Source organism: Thermosipho sp. 1074, assembly GCF_001999655.1.
Taxonomy (GTDB): domain Bacteria; phylum Thermotogota; class Thermotogae; order Thermotogales; family Fervidobacteriaceae; genus Thermosipho; species Thermosipho affectus.
The window spans coordinates 63,319-81,770 of record NZ_LBEX01000015.1 but is presented as its reverse complement, the minus strand read 5'-3'; the positions used below and the strand labels follow the sequence as shown (position 1 = coordinate 81,770).

16 protein-coding genes are annotated in these 18,452 nt (G+C 31.1%); 5 read left to right on the top strand and 11 right to left on the bottom strand.

Going from position 1 to position 18,452, the window contains the following annotated elements:
* Nucleotides 1–17 precede the first annotated feature (17 nt).
* On the bottom strand, nt 18–551 hold the full coding sequence (locus tag XO08_RS04595) for a hypothetical protein (protein ID WP_075665860.1): 534 nt from the start codon (nt 549–551) through the stop codon (nt 18–20).
* 346 nt (nt 552–897) lie between these two features.
* Here XO08_RS04595 and XO08_RS04590 point away from each other — a divergent pair, with 346 nt between their 5' ends.
* The 3 genes from XO08_RS04590 (at nt 898) to XO08_RS04580 (ending at nt 5,412) form a co-directional block, all read left to right on the top strand.
* On the top strand, nt 898–1,839 hold the full coding sequence (locus XO08_RS04590; protein ID WP_077287415.1) for a cache domain-containing protein: 942 nt from the start codon (nt 898–900) through the stop codon (nt 1,837–1,839).
* A 17-nt stretch (nt 1,840–1,856) separates the two neighbouring features.
* Nucleotides 1,857–2,870, top strand: coding sequence for a methyl-accepting chemotaxis protein (locus XO08_RS04585; RefSeq protein ID WP_158074253.1), 1,014 nt, complete (start codon nt 1,857–1,859; stop codon nt 2,868–2,870).
* A gap of 82 nt (nt 2,871–2,952) precedes the next feature.
* Entirely contained in the window at nt 2,953–5,412 is a 2,460-nt protein-coding gene (locus XO08_RS04580) for a bifunctional diguanylate cyclase/phosphodiesterase (protein WP_075665858.1), read from the top strand.
* Between the two features lie 21 nt (nt 5,413–5,433).
* On the opposite strand, the gene XO08_RS04575 is transcribed toward XO08_RS04580, so the two are convergent.
* From XO08_RS04575 to XO08_RS04535, 9 genes are all read right to left on the bottom strand, one after another.
* Nucleotides 5,434–6,759 carry a glycoside hydrolase family 36 protein gene (locus XO08_RS04575; protein WP_075665857.1) on the bottom strand — a complete coding sequence of 442 codons (1,326 nt, stop codon included), beginning with the start codon at nt 6,757–6,759 and terminating at the stop codon, nt 5,434–5,436.
* A 45-nt stretch (nt 6,760–6,804) separates the two neighbouring features.
* The gene (locus XO08_RS04570) at nt 6,805–7,638 is read right to left on the bottom strand and encodes a carbohydrate ABC transporter permease (protein WP_075665856.1); all 834 of its coding nucleotides are present in this window, start codon (nt 7,636–7,638) and stop codon (nt 6,805–6,807) included.
* Nucleotides 7,639–7,647: 9 nt separating this feature from the next.
* A complete protein-coding gene (locus tag XO08_RS04565; protein ID WP_075665855.1) occupies nt 7,648–8,514 on the bottom strand; it encodes a carbohydrate ABC transporter permease in 867 nt (288 codons plus the stop codon).
* A gap of 41 nt (nt 8,515–8,555) precedes the next feature.
* Nucleotides 8,556–9,869, bottom strand: coding sequence for an ABC transporter substrate-binding protein (locus XO08_RS04560; protein WP_075665854.1), 1,314 nt, complete (start codon nt 9,867–9,869; stop codon nt 8,556–8,558).
* A 224-nt stretch (nt 9,870–10,093) separates the two neighbouring features.
* A complete protein-coding gene (gene hcp, locus XO08_RS04555) occupies nt 10,094–11,752 on the bottom strand; it encodes a hydroxylamine reductase (RefSeq protein WP_075665853.1) in 1,659 nt (552 codons plus the stop codon).
* A 12-nt stretch (nt 11,753–11,764) separates the two neighbouring features.
* Nucleotides 11,765–12,958 (bottom strand): DUF438 domain-containing protein, encoded by a 1,194-nt coding sequence (locus tag XO08_RS04550; protein WP_075665852.1) that lies wholly within the window; start codon nt 12,956–12,958, stop codon nt 11,765–11,767.
* A gap of 60 nt (nt 12,959–13,018) precedes the next feature.
* Nucleotides 13,019–13,687 carry a Crp/Fnr family transcriptional regulator gene (locus XO08_RS04545; protein WP_075665851.1) on the bottom strand — a complete coding sequence of 223 codons (669 nt, stop codon included), beginning with the start codon at nt 13,685–13,687 and terminating at the stop codon, nt 13,019–13,021.
* Between the two features lie 41 nt (nt 13,688–13,728).
* Entirely contained in the window at nt 13,729–15,444 is a 1,716-nt protein-coding gene (locus XO08_RS04540) for a phosphoglucomutase (protein ID WP_077287411.1), read from the bottom strand.
* A gap of 4 nt (nt 15,445–15,448) precedes the next feature.
* Nucleotides 15,449–15,823, bottom strand: coding sequence for a CoA-binding protein (locus XO08_RS04535; RefSeq protein ID WP_077287409.1), 375 nt, complete (start codon nt 15,821–15,823; stop codon nt 15,449–15,451).
* Between the two features lie 101 nt (nt 15,824–15,924).
* Here XO08_RS04535 and XO08_RS04530 point away from each other — a divergent pair, with 101 nt between their 5' ends.
* Both XO08_RS04530 and XO08_RS04525 read left to right on the top strand, forming a co-directional pair.
* Nucleotides 15,925–16,389, top strand: coding sequence for a peroxiredoxin (locus XO08_RS04530; RefSeq protein ID WP_077287407.1), 465 nt, complete (start codon nt 15,925–15,927; stop codon nt 16,387–16,389).
* 4 nt (nt 16,390–16,393) lie between these two features.
* The gene (locus tag XO08_RS04525; protein ID WP_077287405.1) at nt 16,394–17,215 is read left to right on the top strand and encodes a PhzF family phenazine biosynthesis protein; all 822 of its coding nucleotides are present in this window, start codon (nt 16,394–16,396) and stop codon (nt 17,213–17,215) included.
* Here the strand turns inward: XO08_RS04525 and pcp are convergent.
* Nucleotides 17,190–17,798 carry a pyroglutamyl-peptidase I gene (gene pcp, locus XO08_RS04520; protein WP_075665846.1) on the bottom strand — a complete coding sequence of 203 codons (609 nt, stop codon included), beginning with the start codon at nt 17,796–17,798 and terminating at the stop codon, nt 17,190–17,192. The genes XO08_RS04525 and pcp overlap by 26 nt on opposite strands.
* Nucleotides 17,799–18,452 lie beyond the last annotated feature (654 nt).

Here is an 18,452-nt window from a genome sequence, read left to right as displayed (position 1 = left end):
TCCCTCCTCAAATCAGATTATATCATAGCTTTTACTTTTTCTATTATCCTTTCTGGGGCAATTTTACTCACCTTTGCCATATTAAAATTCGTATATTCTTCAAAATCTTCTACAGAGTGTTTTAAACCAAACATTTCTTCGTATTTTTCAAAATCCTCATTTGTTTCTATTTCTGCAAGATACTTTATTTTTAGTGGAAAATCAAGGAAAATAAATTCATCAATCGAAACTTCTGCAGGAGAAAACATCAGAAAATACCTAATTTTTGCAATTACTGGGTATTTCTTTAAAAAATCTATACTCTTTAAATCTACATCGTACTCATCTTCCAACCTTTGAAAGTCTCCAAAAACCTTTGACTTAAACGCAACAACCCATTTTTCGCTAAAATCACCATCAACTGTATACCTCAATCTACATCTTTGTGCCTTTACAAAAACACACCTTTCCAGATACCACTGGATAACACCCACTTTATATTTTGCCTTTCGAATAAGTTTTTTAAACAAATATTCATCCAAAAGATACTTTTTTTCACGTTCTATTTTCATATTTCATATTATATCATCAAAGTTTTCATTTTCAAAAAAATCAAAAAACAAACATCATCAATAAAATATGTATATAAAAATAATATATTTTCAGCTCATAATTTTGATTATAATTTTGATTAACTCTACAAAACAGACATTTATATTATTAATATAATTAACTCAAATAATTATAAGTTACAATGTAAATTATGTAAATGTAATACTATAGTTCGCATAAACAAAATAATTAAAAATCAAAATACAAAAGTTAACAATAACATTATCATTAATCAACATAAATATTATATAATTACTTATGGCCTAAAATAAAATAACCATATTTTTAACATAGGAGGTGTAAAGTATGAAGAGCATAAAAACAAAAATGGTTGTATTTATATCCTTGCCCATAGCTATATTGCTTCTCATAGCAGGAATAATAATATTAAAAATTTCTACTAACGAAATCACTCAAATTTCATTTGATTTTTCGCAAAGCATTCTCAAAGAAACAAATAACGCTTTTGTTGAATATTTCAACAGATTTGTAGATTTTGTAAAATACACATCAAAAATGGATAAAATCAAGTCCTTAGATGAAAATGCTACAATTTTTTTAAAAAAGCAAATAAAAGATTTTCCAGAAGTTGATGATTTTTTCATTTCAGATATAAAAGGAAATTTTCATGCAACAAGTGGCGCCAGGGGCACTATAAAAGATAGAACATATTTTAACGAAATAATAAAAGGAAAAGATATATCAATCAGCGATGTGGTTTTTTCCAAAGCTTCTGGAAAACCTGTTTTTGTAATAGCAAGTGCTATAAAAAAAGATGGAAAAACAATAGGACTTTTGGGATCCGCAATATACGTTGATGTCCTTACCAAGCAAATAAAGACCATAAAAATTGGGAAAACAGGATATGCAACCTTAATAAATTCTTCAGGACTTACCATTGCACATCCAAATAAAGATTATATTTTGAAACTCAACATTCTCAAAGCAGAAGGATTTAAAGGTCTAAAAGAAGCTGGTGAAAAAATGATAAAAGGTGAAACAGGATTTTCAAAAATTATTGATCCAAATAATGAAGAAAAATATATCTTTTACTCTCCGCTTAAAGGAACTCCTGGATGGTCACTTGCAGTTATAGTACCAAAAAAAGAAATTCTCTCAGGTGTGTTCTTCATTTCCAATACCATACTTATTTCGTTTTTCATCATAATTTTAATATCAATCATTCCAATCCTTATAGTATCCAAATACATTTCAAAAAGTGTCCAAAAACTATCGAAAAAGCCTTAGATTTTGGAGGAGGAAATTTGAAAGTAAGTTTCGAAGTAAAAGGAAACGATGAAATAGCGCAAATTGGAAATACACTAAATAAAATGGCACAAAACCTAAAAGATGTTTTATTTAAAATCAAAAATACTGCAGATACACTTGCCGATACTTCAAAAACATTTTTCAACAAATCTATTGATTTAGAGAAGATAGGAAATAATGTATTTGAAAGTATATCACACCTTAATTCTTCTGCACAAAACATTTCCGCCACTATGGAGGAACTTACAAGCAGTGTAGAAGAAATAGCATCAGCTGCACAAAATGTATCAAATGCCGCACAAAATCTTTCAGAAAGCGCACAAAAGGTTAACAACAATGCAAAAGAAGGGGAAATTGCCATTAATACAATTGTAGATGTTATCGAAAAAACAAAAGAAAAGGCAACTTCTACCAATGAAATAGTCGAAACTCTATCACAAAATGCACAAAATATAGGGGAAATAGTTAAAACAATAAATTCTATTGCAGAACAAACGAATCTACTTGCACTAAATGCTGCGATCGAGGCTGCACGTGCAGGTGAAGCAGGTAAAGGTTTTGCAGTAGTTGCAGATGAGATAAGAAAACTTGCAGAAGAAAGTAAAAATGCAACACAAAAAATCAACGAAATACTTGTATCCATTAAAAATGCTTCAGAAGACGCTTCAAATGCTACAAAAGAAACCGTTGATGAAATATTAAACACCAAAGAAAAGGCATTATATGCAAAAGATGCAGTAATAGATATACTAAGTCAAATTGAAAACATATCACAAATGATAGAATCTCTTGCATCAAGTGCACAAGAGCAAAGTGCATCGACACAAGAAATTAGCAGTGCAATTGAAGCGGCAACACAGGAAATAACCGATGTTTCAAATACATTGGATAACACAAGTAAAATAACAAAAGAGCAATTTGAATTAATTAAAATCATAAAAAATGAAAGTGAGACTCTATCATCACTTTCCATAAATTTGGACAACGAAGTTAATAAATTTAAATTTTAAGTTACAAAGCCCCTTAAGGGGCTTTTATTTTCCTTAATTAGATGTATAATTTTAATACAACGAAACTTTGTGGAGGGATTAAATGATCTTAGCTGTGTTAACAATAAACATTGTTTTTGTTATATATCTACTTGAAAGGAGACTATACAGACTATCTAAAGTTTTTATTCACGTAGTTTCTATATTATTCATTCTAACATTTTTAGAAGCTTTGAATTTCAAAACAAATAACCTTTACATACAATATTTAGAAGATATCATAGGCCTCACGCTAATTCCCGCTTTTTATGTCTTTTCAAAAGATATAAACGGAGAAAAAACAAATATAAAAGAAAGAATTCTTATTTCTATTCCAATCTTCTTGCTAAACATTCCAAATTTATTTCTATTCGGTAAATCAGATATTTTACTTGAAAATAGAATATTTTCTATGTTATTAGTAATCTACGGCGCAATTATTCTTTTTCTCTCTTTTTCAAATATTTTAAAAGCAAATATAAAGAAAAGTATAAAACATAGTATTATTCTCATATCTTCAACACTGTTATTTTATATCTCCCTTGAAATATTGTTTTTTTCTAAAAATACGCTAAGAATCTTGTTTTCTGTCTCTTTATCTTTTTTCATTACTATGTTTATATTGATAAGAAGATCTTGGCTTAATATCTTAGATGAATTAAAAGACGAACTCTTAATGTCCTTTTCCGATGGAATAATAGTACTAGATAACCAAGGATACGTCTTAGACTTAAATAAAACAGCAAGCAAGATTTTAAATCTTAATTTCAACAATATAATAAATAAAAAACTAGAAGAAAATTTTAACAACGATGAAGTAATATTCAAAAACAACACATACTATATCGTCAAAAAACTATCGTTTAAAAATGGAATTGTATACCTATTTAGAAATATTACCAAAGAAATGGAATACTCAAAGAAACACACTATAGCGGACAAACTTTTTTCTACGCTCTTTAAAAACATACCTGATGCTGTTGCAATAATCACTCCAAAAGGAAAGATAATAGAATGCAACAGACAATTTACCAACCTTTTCAAACTTAAAAGACTTGAAAATATAGAAAGTATCGTACCATCATATTTAAAATCAGAATCAAAACTCATTATACTTGAAGTCTTAAAAAATGGATATGCAACATATGAAACTATAAGAAAGTCAAAAGATGGAAAAAGCGTTTTCGTAAAAATTCGTGCGGTAAAATTTGAAATTGACGATAAAGTATTTCTTTATACGATATATACTGATATTTCCAAAGAAAAGATGCTTTCATCAAAACTTTCAAATCTACTGGAAAAAGACCCTTTAACGGACACATTTAACAAAACATACATTGTAAAACAAATGGGAAATTTATCCTCTCTTCTCTATCATTCGCTAATATTAATAGATATAAAAGGCTTTAAATGGATAAATTCCATAAAAGGACATAAGTTTGGTGATCAACTTCTAAGAGAAGTTTCAAACACGTTAAAAGAATTCACAAAAAAAGAAGGTCTTGATGTGATAATCTCAAGAGCACAAAATGACGAATTTTGGTTTTTAATAAAGGATTTGGATATAGATCCAATAAATGCGCTTGAGAAAACCAAAGAAATTATCGCAAAGCTAAAAAAAGACCTTTCAACACTAGAACAAAATTTCTTTATAGGATCTTACGTATTTAAAAATTCCGAAGATCTAGAAGAAATAATCAGAAAAGCAACCCTTTCACTTTCAAAGGCAAAAGAAAGTAATAAAGAAGTCATATATTCTAAAGAAATTGAAGACCAAATCCAAAAAGAAATAAAAAAGGAAAATCTCATAAAAATAGCAATTAGAAACCAAGAATTTATTCCTTTCCTGCAACCTATATCCACCGAAGATAGAAAGATAATTGGTGCCGAAGTATTAATAAGATGGAAAAAAGATGGAAAAATCATTCCACCTAGTGAATTTCTTAATTTTCTGGAAAAATCCAGAAAGATAACAGATGTTTCTCTACAGATTTTTGAAAAAGTTATGGATTTTTTGAAAAAAAATCCAAAACTCAAGTTTATAGATATAAATATAAGTCCCGTTCAAATTAAAGAACCAGACTTTCCAATTAATTACTTAAAGATAATGGAAAAATACAATATTCCATCCCAAAAAATCGTCTTTGAAATAACAGAAAACTTATTCTTAAGCTACGATAACACAGTAAAAGAAAATATTTCTAGATTAAAAGCAGAAGGTATAAAACTGTGTCTTGATGATTTTGGAACAGGGTATTCCTCTCTAAGTTACCTTAGAAATTTACCTTTCGACATACTAAAAATTGACAGAGAATTTGTTAAAAACATTGATGATGAAAAAAACATCAACCTTCTAAAAGCAATCTACAGTATTTGCGAAACTTTTAATCTAATAGCAATTCCTGAAGGTGTGGAAAACGCTCGACAACTTGAAATTCTTTCTATGATAGGGTTTAAACTTTTTCAAGGATATTATTTTGGCAAGCCACAATCTTTAAGCGAGTTTTCAAAATTGATAAATTAACTTTACTATAAACAGTTATCGTTACTCTATATAAAATTCCGATTTTTCCGTTTCTATACATAATCTAAAGCTTACATCCCCTATATTTGTACCAATTGCTTTTATTTCATACCCTTTTGCTCCTATATTCTTTACAAAAATCTTGCCTCCACGTAATTTCAACGCTGCTTTAAAAAGATAATTCTCCAAATTTCCTTTTAGACTATCTGACAAAAATAACATATTATTTAAAATTCCTACAGTCATGAAAAACAACTTTTTTTGGGTGGTACTTATATTATTTCCAAGGGAAAAATCTGGCGCATTCCACCACCATCTACCGTTCATAAAATATCTTGTTATAACATCCCTTAGTGCACCATATAGACCTTTTTCTGACATATTCGTTATCTTCATTCCATCCACATAGCCTATAGAAGGTAAAAGAGGAGCCCTTACTCCAACTATAAATTCACCAAGTAAGTCTCTAATTAATTTTAACCCTTTTCTGTATGATTGTATTGGTGTTACACTTTCCTTTCTCTTTCCTTTGACAATACCAGCAAAAAGAAAATCTAACTTAAAGTATTCAAATCCCGCATTTTTAATTCTTAAAAAAATATTCCTTATATGCTCTTCCACTTCATTATTTGTTAAATCGAGCGCGTATAATCCTTTTCCATTTATATTGTATATCTTCTTTGGATTCCCTTTTTCATTTTTTACAAACCAATTCTTTTTTTCTTTAAAAATATCTGATCCTTCCAAAACTACAAAAGGGGCTATCCAGATCCCAGGTTTCATCCCATAACTTTTGATTTCTTCTGCTATTTCTTCAAACGATGAAAACTTAGGTTCCCAATCTCCTATATTTTTATACCAAAAATCTATTTGAAAAACTTCAAATGGATATTTTTTTGCATAGTCTAAGCTCTCTTTGAAATTAGTAAGACAATTCCATTTACATGACCACCCCACTGGATTCCAATTGGAAAATGAAGTTTCTAAATTTTTTTTAACCATATCAGAATATACGTTCACCAACATATCCACGTTTCCATGCAAAATAACCAATGGTTCTATTTCTACATAATCGTCAAATTCCGTGTCGTAATAATCTATATAGCATTCCACTATATCATCTTTTACCACGAAAAATGGATGCCCAATTTTCGAAGATAAATAACCAAAAAAACTTTTTTCCGTTGCAAAAAAATAATCAATTTTTTTGTTATCATCCCATCCCTTTAAAACAATATCCCCTTGAAGTCTAGCTTCATATATCTTAACTTTTCCCAATTTTCCTTTAACTTTTCCCGTAATTATTTCTCCGTTTTTTATTTCTTCTTTTTCTATCAACAACTCCATATAAACAGCTCCCATGTTGTTATTCAACTATATTATATACAAAATTCATCCCTTTAGTCCACTACTTACCAAACTCTTAACAAATAAGTTTTGTATTAAAAAGAAAATCAACAATGTAGGAGCAAGTGCTATCATAGTACCTGCCATAATAGTTCCCCAATTGTTTGCCGCTTCCGCATCAATAAGCATTTTAACACCTATTTGTACTGTTTTCATTTTATCATCCATTGTTATAACAAGTGGCCAAAGATACATATTCCAGGCATATACAAAGTTTATAAGTGCTGCACCTCCAATCATAGACTTTGACAGTGGTAATAATACCTTCAAAAGATATTGCATGGGAGTTGCTCCATCTATTCTTGCAGCATCACTTAATTCCAAAGGTATAGTTCTAAAATGTTGCCTCATAAGGAATGTATTTGTTGCACTTGCGGTAAACGGAATTATCAACGCATAGTATGTATTTACCCAACCAAGAGATTTCATCAGCAAAAACATTGGAACTATCATTACAGTTTCAGCTGGTAAAAATAACGTTACAAATAACGTAGAAAAGGCGATTTTTTTACCTTTGAAATTAAAATTGGAAAATGCATACCCAGCTAAAACACCCGTTATCAACTTTCCGACAGTTATAAATACCGAAACAATTAAAGAATTAACCAACATTCTTCCCAAAGGAACCAATTTTAATGCCTCTTTATAATTTTGCCAATAAAAACTACTTGGAATAACCTTCGGTGGAAACCTAAAAACTTCTGAAGGTTTCATAAAACTCATGAAAAAGGCGAGTAAAATAGGTGCAAACATTACCAATCCCACAAATATTAAAAGTATTTCAAAGATAATAAAGGTCCATCTATTCTTTATCTTCATATTTTCACCTCACTGATAGTGAACTTTTCCTTCGACAAATTTAAAGTAAAGATAAGTAATTATCGACATTATACCAAACATGACCACCGATTGAGCTGATGCAAGCCCGTTATCCTGAAACGCAAAACCATCTAAATAAAGTCTGTATATCATGTTAGTTGTACTATTTAAAGGTCCTCCGCGAGTCATAATATCGATAATTCCAAATGATGAAAACATCGTAGTTGTAAAATTCATAATAAACAAATAAAACGTTATAGGTGTAACTAGTGGGAATTTTATCCTCCACATTCTAATCCACCCATTTGCTCCATCCATTAAAGAAGATTCCAAAATGGAATCTGGTATATTTTGAAGAGCTGCTATGTAGAAAATTAAATCAAACGGCAACATCTTCCAAACCGTTGCAGCTATAATTGCAATCATTGCATATGGCTTGGTTGTTAACCACTTAACATCTAAGTTGAATGTAATCTGAAATAAATAACTAAACAACCCTGCAGTTGGTGTAAACAACATAGCCCACAAAGTTGCAGAAATAGCAGGCGAAACTGCATATGGTGAAAAAATCAAAGTTCTAACAACTTTTGTACCTGGTAAATCCAATATTAGTAGCTGTGAAATCAAAAAAGATAAAAATATAGTAAGTCCTACACTTACAAATGAATAAATAAAAGTATTTTTCAAAACGTCATAATACTCATTGTCACTAAACAAATCTATGTAGTTGTCAAACCCCACAAATACTTTTTTATCTCCAAAATAAGTTTCTTGAAAAAAACTCATTTTAAATGAGTTAAAAGCAGGCGTATATATAAATAGTATTATAATAACAAAAGTGGGAATTAAAAGAAAATAAGGCGTTAATTTTCTCAATATTACACCTCCCAAGAAAGTGCCCCAAACGGGGCACAATTTTACTTGTACAACCTGTTATATTTTTTCAGTGCCTTTGTTACTTCTCCAGCAGCCCAATTAAGTGCTTGTTCTACAGTCATTTGACCATTTATCACTTTTTCATATGCTGTTTCAATAATTTCCCTTGTTTCCGGGAATACACCTATTATTGCACCATTTGTATTTGGTGTTTGTTTTGACAACAACAATTGGAAAATAGCGGTCAAATAATTCGGTTTTTCTGCATAGAATCCTTCCATTAACAGTTGTTCTACGGCATCTTTTCTTACTGGGAAATAACCTGTTTCATTGTGCCATCTTATCTGTTGTTTTGGTTCTGTCATCCATTTTACAAATTCCCATGCTGCATCTATCTCTTTCTTTGGATGATTCTTCAAGATCCAGAGAGAGCCTCCACCAATTACAACTCCACCTTGTATAGAAAGAGATGGCTTTGGAAGGAATGCTGTTCCTACTTCCCAACCATTTTTCTTTGCAGTTTCCGTTATAAACTTTACATCAGACGTAGAATACAGTAACATTGCAGCTTTTCCAGATAAAAAGATTTGCCTTGCTCCACTCCAATCTTCTCTCTTTGTATTTATTAACAATCCTTCTTTTGTCATCTGTGCAAGAAGTTCAAAAATTCTCTTTCCAGCTTCGCTGTTAAAAACTGCTTTATCTGGTCTTTTACTCCCCCTACCATTGTCGTTATTAACAAGTGGTGCATCTTGAACAGCCATTAATTGTTCAAAGAACCAAGAGTGTGTAGGCCAAGTAAGTCCATACCTTATTATATTTCCCTTTTCATCTTTCTTTACTAATTTTCTACTGTATTCTATTAATTCATCAAATGTCCTTGGTGGTCTTTTTGGGTCAAGACCTGCTTCTTTAAATGCAGTTTTATTGTAAAATAAAATGGCATTTGAAGAGTTAAATGGCATAGAATATAACTTTCCATCCACTGTATAGTAATTTAAAACTTGTGGCAAAAATGCTCCCAAATCAATTGTAGGATCCTCTTCAATTAAATTTCCTATTGGAACGGTAATATTTCCATCTATCATAGCCCTTGTACCTATATCGTAAATCTGAACAACATGTGGAGGATTTCCAGCCTTTACAGCCGCTATCGTTTTGTTAAATGTATCTCTATATGATCCCGTATACTGAACCTTAATTTCTATGTTTGGATGAGTTGCCATAAATTCCTTTGCCATGTTTTCTAATAGTTCTATCCTCCATCCACTCATAGCATGCCAAAATTCTATAGTAACCTTTGAAAAACTCAAAACACTTAAAATAACAAGAGCAAAAATTAACACTTTTTTCATAGCTCTCCACCTCCTGTTTTTTGGTTTAATTTATTATAAAAAAAAATAATTAAGATAAAAAAGGGCGAAATATAAAAAAAATGCAAAATATTCAAATATATATACATCAAATACATGTATATAGCCATTTTTTACACTTTTTATTTTATATTTACATTTTTAAGTAAATATGAAGAATTTTTAAGGAAGGAAAAAATCCCCATCCGATTGGATGGGGATTTTCTTTATGCGAGTAATGTTTTTAAATCTTCTTCAACTGTTGTGATAGGGGCAATATTGAATTTCTCAACTAACACTTTTAACACATTTTCAGAAACAAATGCCGGTAAAACTGGCCCCAATCTTATTCCTTTTATTCCCAAGTACAATAGCGCCAATAACACTGCAACTGCTTTTTGTTCGTACCACGCTATATTATACGCAATTGGTAATTCGTTTATATCGTTTAACCCTAGGGCTTCTTTTAATTTTAAAGCAATCACGGCAAGCGAATAAGAATCGTTACATTGACCTGCATCCAAAATTCTTGGAATACCGTCTATATCACCCAAATCAAGGTGGTTATACCTATACTTTGCACAACCTGCAGTTAAAATAACCGTATCTTTTGGGAGTTTCTTTGCAAACTCCGTGTAATATTCTCTTCCAGGATGTCTTCCGTCACAACCACCCATAACTACAAACTTTTTAATTGCTCCTGATTTTACCGCGTCAATTACTTTATCTGCAAGTTTTAAGACCTGGTTATGTGCAAAACCAATCACAAGCTTTTTACCTTTTCTCTCAGGAATTGGTCCTAACTCGAGAGCCTTCTTAATCACAGGTGAAAAATCCTTTGGTTTTCCATCTGTTCTATTTGGAATATGTGTTAGCTTATCAAATCCTACAAGTCCAGTTGTAAAGACCCTGTCTTTGTAAGAACCTTTTGGTGGGACTAAACAATTTGTAGTCATCAATATTGCTCCACCAAATTCTTCAAATTCCTGTGTTTGTTTCCACCATGCACTTCCAAAGTTTCCCGCAAGGTGTTTGTATTTTTTTAACTTTGGATAGGCATGTGCCGGAAGCATTTCTCCGTGCGTATAAACCATTATTCCCGTTCCTTCTGTCTGTTTTAACAATTCTTCAAGATCCAACAAGTCGTGCCCACTAACCAATATCGCAGGTGTATTGTAAGTCCCCGTATACACTTCTGTAATCTCTGGATTTCCAAATTCTGTGGTATTTGCCTTATCAAGTAATGCCATTGCATCTACCGCAAATTTTCCAGCTTCTAGTACCAAGGATACTAATTCATCTGCTGTTATATCATCTCTCAATGTTTCAACAAGTCCTCTTTGAATAAAGTATAAAATATCATCATTTGTGTGCTTCAAAATATACGCATGATCTGTATATGCAGCTATACCCTTTAACCCGTAAATCAACAGTTGTTTTAGAGATCTAATATCCTCATCTTTATCCGAAAGCACTCCTACTTCCATTCCCTTTAATTCGTATAGATCAGCCCCGCCTTTTTTATACCATTCTGCAGCTTCTGGAACCTTTTCGTCAAATGGTTTTCCCTCTTTTTGTGCATATACGTCTAAAAATTTATGCTTTATTCTATCCCTTAATTCAAATGCCCTCTCAATAAATTCAACCATTCTTTCAACCGAAAAATTCACATTTGTAATAGTCGCAAACAACATTTCCGCAACAAACAAATTAACTTCTTCATCCTTTACACCGTACTCTTTTGCTTTTAAAGACCAATAAGATATTCCCTTTACAAGCCAAATAATTAAATCTTGAAGATGTGCTACTTCTGGCGTTTTACCACACACTCCAACGGTTGTACAACCTACACCTTTTGATGCCTCTGAACATTGATAACAAAACATTCCAACACCTCCTCATTTATCATCGTAAATTCTCTTTTCTCCCGAAATCTCCTGAATAGGCTTTATATCCTGTGTAACCTCAAGGGTTCCCAAGTATTCTCCTTTTTCATTGCGTACTGCAAAATATCTAATGTATACATACCTTTCTCCAAGTTTTAACCAAAAATCCGCATGATCTCTTTTTCCAGACTTAAAATCTTCCAATATTTTATTAACAATATCTATACTCTTTTCCGGATGACAGTTCTGCACCTTTCTTCCAATAATTGCCCTACTTCTTACAAATATTCTATCTTTCGTCTCGCTAAAATATTTAACTTCATCATTTTTATCAACAAATGTTATATCTACCGGTAATGTATTTAAAACATATTTTAATTCCTCTAATGTAAACTCTCCACTTGGAAGTTTTATATTTTCATCGTAAACTCTTTCCTCAATCTTTACTCTTTTTTCCACACTCACAGGGGTTATCCCTATATATCCTATTTCATCAAATTGTTCCCTTATATCTAACCACTCCTCATCACTTATCAACTTCAATGCAGTTGGAAACAAAACAGAATGTTCTTTGTGCACATGGTTTAAAAATAATTCAAGTAATCCCATTGAAATTTCATACAATTTATTCTTTGCTAACTCCAAATCCCTTTTTTCTTTAATACCTATAAGTTCTTTTCTTAAAAGTCTTACCTGATCATGCTCTTTCCACATCACCGCAGGGGGTTTTGTAATACCATGTTTTTCTATATACGGGAATAAAACGTTTTCTTCCTTTTGAAAATATTTTTCCGCTTCGTTTAAATCATCTATATACCTTTGAAGATTTAAAAGTATGGGCAAAGCAGATGGAACATCACTCTTTTTAAGTAATTTATCAGATAATTCCTTTAGCCCTTCTAGACTTTTGATTATATATTCATGTTCTTTCATTAATATATAAATGGGATGCCACTCTTCCACATCTATCTTTTCAGAATCAATGTACTCTTTAAAAAGTTCCAGGTGTACATCGCAGACTGATTGAATCTTCTCAATTGACAATCCTTCTTCTTCCATTAATTCTTGTTCAACTTTTGCAATCTCTTCTGCGGATAATTCCTTTATAGTTTCTTTTAGTTCTCTTTTTAATTTTTCATCATCTCTTTGAGATACTCTCAAAATTAAATTTTTTAAATACTCTTTTTTATTGAATAACTCACTCATATTTTCAACTCCTCTCAACTTGATTATACAAATCCTATACCATTTTGTCTGTAACATATGTTACACGTAAAAATCTATTACATCTTTATCCAATATGTATATTTTATTTCCCTCTTTTCTAATTATTCCTTCACTTTCAAGCGACGAAAATGCCCTAGAAAGTGCAGGTCTTGTTGAACCAAAAAGCTGTGAAAGCTGTTCTATTGACTTATCCAAAACCACAATCTCACCACCACTGTACTTTGATGCAAGATATATCAATATTTTTTCCTTTAGACTATTTAAAGTTATAAACCAAAGTTTTTGAGATATAAAATAAAACTTTGATCCCAAAAATTCCACCAAAGCTTTTAAAAAATCTATATTTTCACTTGCAAGCTCAAATATTTTTTCCTTTTTCAAATACGCAACTTCACACCTTTCCTCGGAAATTATATCCACAGGTAATATTGCTTCTCTGGAAAAAGAAATATTAACAGCCAAAAAATTGGGGGCTTTTATTTCTTCAACCACGAGATTTTTCCCGTTAAAATCGTTCATCTCACCACGTACCTTACCACTCATTAAAACCATTACTTCATTTATTTTTTCTCCTCTTCCCTTTATTAATTCACCTCTTTCATATCTTCTAAAAATGATCTCCCTATTTTTTACTAATCTTTCTATCTGTGATATTTTCAATTTTTTAAACACTTCTATCTTTGAAAACGTTTCAATTAGCGGATGCATACCTATCACCTCGAAAATAAAAGCCTGGGAATCCCCAGGCTTCATATTTTTTCAATTATTTTCCTAAATTCAGATTCAATCAATTCTAACTTTTTTTCAGATTCATCACGTGTCCTTGCAAATGAGTAAATATACACTTTAAGTTTGGGCTCCGTACCAGAAGGCCTAATTGCATACCAACTACCATCATCAAAGAAAAATCTCAACACATTTGAAGATGGTATTCTCTCTACCTTTCCAATTACATTTCCATCTATATCGTAAATATTCCCATCTAAATAATCTATATAACTTTTGACTTTTAAATTTCCAATTTCTTTTGGAAAACTCTTTCTGTAAAATTCCATAATTTTTGAAATTTTTTCCATACCTTCTATACCTTCGTATATAAGCGAAAAATTATTTTCCAGGTAATAACCGTACTTTTCGTATAACTCATTTAAGACATCTACCAATGTTCTTCCAAATTTTTTGTAATATCCCGCTGCTTCTGAAAGCATCATTGCAGATATTACACCATCTTTATCCCTTACAAAATTTCCCGTGACAAAACCTATACTTTCTTCATACCCAAATTCAAATTGATACCCCTCTTTTTCCAATTCATTTTCAAGTCCACATATATTTTTAAATCCTGTAAGTGTTTCAAATGTTTCTACGTTGTACTCTTTTGCAATTAACTTTCCCAAATTACCGGTAACAATGGATTTTATTATAACGCTTTTATCTGAAAGAAGTTGCTTTTCTTTTCTTTGAGATAAAAGATATTGAATCAAAATAGCACCCGTTTGGTTTCCATTTAATGCCACGTATTGATCATTGTACTTTACCATAACGGCAAGTCTATCACAATCTGGATCAGTTGCAATTATTAAATCTGCATCCTTTTCCCTTGCAAGCTTAAGTGCCAACTCAAACGCCTTTATATCTTCTGGATTTGGATACCCAACTGTCGTAAAATCTGGATCAGGCAATTCTTGTTCTTTCACCACAAAAACATTTTTGAAACCTCTTTCTTTTAATACATGACGCACCGGTATATTACCTGTACCGTTTAGTGGTGTGTAAACTATTTTTATATCTTTATCTATATCTTCGTTTAGAGCAAGTGATAACACTTTTTTGTAGTACTCTTCATCCACTTCTTTTCCGATTATATGGATCAATTTGTTTAATCCTTCTTCAAAAGGTATTCTCTTTATCATTCCAAAATTTTTTAATGCCTTTATATTGTTTTGAACTGGTATTGCAACATCATCTAAAATTTGTGAACCTTTATCCCAATACACTTTGTAACCATTATATTCTGGAGGATTGTGACTTGCGGTGATAACTATACCCGCAGTTGCATTTAAATATCTAACTGCAAAAGAAAGTTCTGGTGTAGGTCTTATATCATCAAAAATGTACACTTTAATTCCGTTTCCAGCAAGTACACTTGCTGCTTCCCTTGCAAATTCTTTCGAGTAATGTCTTACATCGTAGGCAATGACAACTCCCCTTTTTGCCCTATCTTCACCTTTAGAGTTTATAAAGTTTGCAAGACCTTGTGTGGCTCTTGCAATAACGTACTTATTCATTCTATTAGTTCCTGCTCCTATTTTTCCCCTTAAACCTGCTGTTCCAAATTCTAAATCCTTGAAAAACCTCTCTTTTATCTCCTCCTCGTTGTCTTTTATCTCATAAAGTTCTTTTTTTGTTTCCTCATCAATATACGGACTTTCAAGCCACCTTTTGTATTCTTCCATGTAATGCACAATCTCACCTCCTAGTCTCAACCATTATACATCTTTCACGTACTACCTCTACACCACTTTGCTTTAAAATTTCTTCAATTTCACTAGAATACGCTCCCGGTTGGTACCAAAGATTTTTAAACCCACGTTCTAAAACCTCTCTAGTAACAACAGCTCCTACCTTAGGGGGCACAACAAAAACTATTAAATCCACATCTTCTTCCAATTCTTTAATTGTTTTTGCAACTTTTATTCCTTCTATTTCTTCATATTTTGGTGTTACAGGTATAACTTCAAACCCTTTACTTATTAGATCTTTTAAAATAATATAACCAAACTTTTCTTTATTTGTAGTTGCACCAACTAGAGCTATTTTTTTCACCTTGTTTAAATCTACCATATCTACCCCTCCTGGATATATTATACCACTTTTGCTTTTTAATTAAATTTGTAGTATAATAGTTATGTACTAAGTCTAAACTAACTCAAGAGGTGATTTTTATGTTAAAAAAAGGTGATATGTATGTTGATTTTGAACTTGTAGATACAAATTTAAATAGGGTAAAGCTTTCAAATGAAATAGGAGAAAAAATAGTGCTTGTATTTTATCCAGGTGCTTTCACAAGTGTTTGTGAAAAAGAGCTTTGCTCATTTAGAGACATAATAGCAAAGTTTAATAATTTAAATGCAAAAGTATTTGGAATAAGTGTAGATACCCCATTTTCAAACAAGGCATTTGCGGAAAAAAATAGGTTAAACTTCACACTTCTTTCGGATTTTGGTGGAAAAGTATCTGAAAAATATGGAGGCGTACACAAAAACTTTATAGATATCGAAAATTACACAGTTTCTAAAAGAGCTGTATATATCATCGACGAAAGTGGTAAAATTATTTACGATTGGGTTTCTGATGATCCCGGAAAAGAACCCCCATACGAGGAAATCGAAAAGATATTGACGAGGTGATACTTTGAATTTTTTCATAGTTGATGCATTTACAAATGAACCTTTTAAGGGTAATCCCGCAGGTGTGGTCCTACTAGATAAAGAAATTCCAAAAAAACTCAAACAAAATATAGCAAAAGAAATAGGTTTTTCTGAAACTTCGTTTGTTTTGAAAAAAGGAAAAGAATTTTTTATTGAATATTTTACACCTGTAAGTGAAATTGATCTCTGTGGACATGCCACAATTGCAACTTTTTACGTTTTACATCACTTAAAACTTTTAGAATCAAAGAAAGTTTTACTGCATACAAAGGCAGGAAAATTAAATATCTACATTTCTGAGGAAAAAATATTCATGGAACAAGCTCAGCCAAAATTAGGAGAAACTATTGAAAAAGAAAAGATTTCCAAAGTTTTAAACATATCTGTTGATGATTTTGATACGCTTCCAGTACAAAAAGCATTCACAGGTCTTTGGGATCTTATAGTACCTGTAAAATCAAAGAAAATTTTGTTAAATATTAACCCAGATTTGGAATATATGAAACGATTTAATGATGTTGCAAGCTTTCACGTCTTTACATTAGATGAAAGTAATGGACTTTGCAATACGAGGAATTTTGCTCCACTTTATGGAATAAACGAAGAGGCCGCCACAGGCACTGCAAATGGCGCCCTTTTTTATTATCTTTATAAACACAATATAGTTAAGAAAGATAAGGTGTATAAAATAATCCAAGGTGAATCTTTAAACAGAAAATCAGAAATATTTGTAACTTTCGATGGAAAAATTAAAGTTGGTGGAACAGCCAAGATAATCTTTAAAGGACAACTTTTAGACTTTTAATAGCACAGTACAAGGCCTTTGCAATATCATCAATGGACATACTTGGCACGTTTTTCTTTTCTATTACTTGTTCGTGTGCATATGGTACATGTATAAATCCACCTTTTATATGTGGATATTTTTTATTTATAAGGTACAATAATCCATATAAAATGTGGTTGCATACATAAGTTCCAGCGGAATTACTTATATCTGCGGGAATATTGCATTTTTTTATACTCTCTATCATGTGCTTAATAGGTAAATTTGAAAAATAGGCATTTTCTCCATCTTCAAAAATTTTTTCATCTTCTGGTTTATTTCCCATATTGTCTGGAATATTTGCATCATCAATGTTGATTGCAACACGTTCTATTGTAATTTTGCTTCTTCCACCCGCCTGCCCAACACAAATTACAATATCTGGCTTTTCTCTAATAATTAATCGCTCAATTTCTTCTATACTCTTTCTAAAAACCGTTGGAACTTGTGCCTTTACAACCTTTATACCTTCTATTTCTTCGGGTAATTTCTTTAACGCCTCATATGAAGGATTTATCTTTTCTTTGTTGAATGGTTCAAATCCTGTGATTAGTACTTTCACAACCTTTCCCTCCTAACTCTCACATACAAATTATTATTAATTGGAATTTCTCGATTTTCACCAACAATTGCAAGTGTATTAGATATACCATTTTTTACATTGTAGTTTTAGCATTTTCATATGATACTACAAGAAAAGAATTAAATCCCACAAATTCCAATACTTCTATATCATGTATTTTCACAGATTATCCAACTACATCCATATCAATACTTTTTTACAAAGTTACTTAACAAAAACAACAGCAAGCTTTTCCATGCAAGGTACAGTCAAAGAATATATTACCATTTCACCTTTTTAAACATATTATAACATCAAATTAGTTAGTAAAACAAATTATTTTCGCTTTTTGATCCTCCAAAATTTAATCAGTCCATTTCAAAAATCTCAAATTTATGATAAAACAAAATAAATAGATAAAACGCAAAAAAATTCATCTCAAAACAAAAATAAACTCTATCTGACTTGGATCTTTTTTTATCATTTTTTCCTCTTTATCACTTCCTTCATTCCTTTTGATCATGTGTATTTATCTAACCATATAACATCGTATTTGTATGTTATAAATTTCCTACCTTTCATTTTTGTCTTTCAACAATAATTTTTTCATTATTTTTAATTATATTAAGTTTCATTTTCTATGATTAATTATGT